Source organism: Micromonospora sp. NPDC047753 (assembly GCF_040642735.1).
GTDB lineage: Bacteria > Actinomycetota > Actinomycetes > Mycobacteriales > Micromonosporaceae > Micromonospora.
On the sequence record NZ_JBEYSL010000724.1, the window covers coordinates 1 to 2,508 of the forward strand.

The 2,508-nt window shown below is 69.5% G+C and carries 1 protein-coding gene and 2 pseudogenes; all 3 read right to left on the reverse strand.

Going from position 1 to position 2,508, the window contains the following annotated elements:
• A pseudogene (locus ABZ749_RS33750) lies at window positions 1–90 on the reverse strand (ATP-binding cassette domain-containing protein); the annotation flags it as partial.
• Window positions 90–719, reverse strand: a pseudogene (locus ABZ749_RS33755) (PHB depolymerase family esterase); the annotation flags it as partial. The pseudogenes ABZ749_RS33750 and ABZ749_RS33755, both read right to left, overlap by 1 nt.
• Window positions 720–1,030: 311 nt before the next feature.
• The coding region (locus ABZ749_RS33760) for an alpha-glucuronidase (RefSeq protein ID WP_357235122.1) at window positions 1,031–2,508 on the reverse strand (1,478 nt) is incomplete at its 5' end.

Sequence of the window (2,508 nt, forward strand, 5' to 3'; positions counted from 1 at the left end):
GTCGAGGTTGGCCGTCGGCTCGTCGAGCAGCAGCAGGGCGGGGCGCAGGGCCAGCGCGCCGGCCAGGGCGAGGCGTTGCTGCTCGCCGCCGCCTCCCGGACCAGGTCACCCCACTGCTGCGCGGTCCGGATGAGTTGCCCGTTGGCGCACTGGCTGTTCCACTCCGAGGTGCCGCCGGTGGCGAAGCAGGCGAACGGCACTCCGGCGAACGAGGCGCCCGCCGCGAACACGTCCGGGTAGACGCCCAGCATGACGTTGGTCATCATCGCGCCGGACGAGGTGCCGGTGGCGAAGATCCGCGCGGGGTCGGCGGAGTAGCGCTGCTTCACGTAGTCGACCATCGACATGAGCCCGACCGGGTCGCTGCCGCCGCCACGGCGCAACGCCTGCGGTGAGTAGACGTCCCAGCACTTGCTGCTGCGGGTCGCCGACGGGTAGATCACGATGAACCCGTAGCGGTCCGCGAGGGAGGCGTACTGGGTGCCCGAGTGGAACGCGGGGCCCGTCCCGGTGCAGTAGTGCATGGCCAGGAGGATCGCCGGTCGGGTGGCTACCCGGTCCGGGACGTACAGGTGCATTTGCAGGTTGGTGGGGTTGGTGCCGAAGTTGGTCACCTGCGTGAGCGTCGCCGCCGACGCGGGAGCGGCGAACGTCAACGCGGCGGCGGCCAGTGTCACGGCCGCCATGACGACGCCAAGCATTCTCGTCTTCAGTGTCATCGTCGCGATCCTTTGCGGAAAAAGGCGCGTGGAAGGGGACTTAAGTCGAGGACTGCCCTTCGCCCGACCTTGACCGCGGCTCGCGTGACCATGTCAGCTTCAATCGAGCCCACTCGATTGTCAAGACTTCCGGAAACCTTTCGCCGCAACGGTTCTGGCGGCCACCTGCGCGACAATGGGCATCGACGGGCGTCTTCAGAGCCGGTGGGTGGCGATGAATTATCGGCAGGTTTTCGGAACCTGCCAGGCTGCCGCTGGGCACACGGCACAACGGCGACCCGACCGGATGACCCGGCCGCCCGCACCGCCGCTCAGTAGATGTCGCGCCCTCGCTCGTCCGGCACCCCGGACTTGCGGTAGAAGTACGTGTTGATCTGGTCGCGCCACTCGGTGGCGCAGCGCACCTGCTCGTCGAGGCGTTCGGCGACCCGCTCGTACACGCTCGGGTCGATCATCCCGGTCAGCGTCTGCCACCTGCGTCGCATCGCCGTCACCTCCTCGACCCCGGCAAAGTGGGTGTCGTAGATGTGCTGGATGACCGTCGAGCCACTGTGCAGCACGTGCCCGTACGGCACGTGGTGGAAGAAGAGCAGCAGCTCGTCGGGGCAGGTCTCGGGTGACTCGTACACCTGCGCCCAGTACGGCGGGTACTGGCCGGCGAAGCCGGTGCCGGACGCTCGGCTGCGGTCCACGCCGACGCCGTCGCGGTCGGCGAAGTGGTAGGTGCCCCACCGGGTGTACTCGTACCCGTCGACGCCGGGACCGTAGTGGTCGCCGGGGTTGACCATGAAACCGACACCCAGCGGGGCGGTGTAGCGCTCGTACGTGCGCCACGAGTCGTCCATGATCTCGTGCAGGACCCGCCGCACCAGCTCCGCGTCGGCGGTCGCCGACGGCGGAAAGGTCAACGTGATCCACTCGTCGAGGATCGCCGTCGGGTCCCGCCGGGGGTCCCAGGCGAGCCGGCCGAACGCGTACAGGTTGGCCTGCGCCAACGGATGCCCGGTCCAGAAGATGTCGTCGCCGACGTTGGCGACGGCGACCATCCCGCCGCCCGCCGCCGACTCCCCCGTGACCACGTCGGCGATCGTCCGCCCGTCCGGCCCCCAGGGAGCGAAGCCGAGCACCTCACTCCACCACGGGCCGAGGTGGCAGACGTGCCGCTGTTGGCCCGTGTACTCCTGGGTGACCTGCAACTCCACCGCCAGCCGGGTCGCCGGCATCGCGGCGAACACCGGTGACACCGGCTCGCGCGGCTGGAAGTCCACCGGGCCGAACTTCACCTGGACGACCACGTTGGTGCGGAACCGCCCGTCGAGCGGGGCGAAGTGGTCGTACGCGGCCCGAGCCCGGTCGGTGGACCGGTCCCGCCAGTCCTGGTGGTGGTTGTAGACGAACGCCCGCCAGTGCACCACTCCCCCGTGCGGGGCGAGGGCCTCGGCCAGCAGGTTCGCCCCGTCGGCGTGGTCACGGCCGTACGTGAACGGGCCGGGTTGCCCCTCCGAGTCGGCCTTCACCAGGTAGCCGCCGAAGTCCGGGATACGGTCGTACAGGCGTCTGGTGGTGCCGGCCCACCAGACGCGTACGTTCTCGTCCAGGGGGTCGGCGGTCGGCAGGCCACCGAGGAGCACCGGCGCGGCGAAGCTGACCGACAGGTGCACCCGGATGCCGTACGGGCGCAGCGCGTCCGCGATCTCGGCCACGTCACCGAGCCGCTCGGTGAGCAGCAGCGCCTCGGTACGGGCCACATTGACGTTGTTCACCGATATCGCATTGATCCCACAGGAGG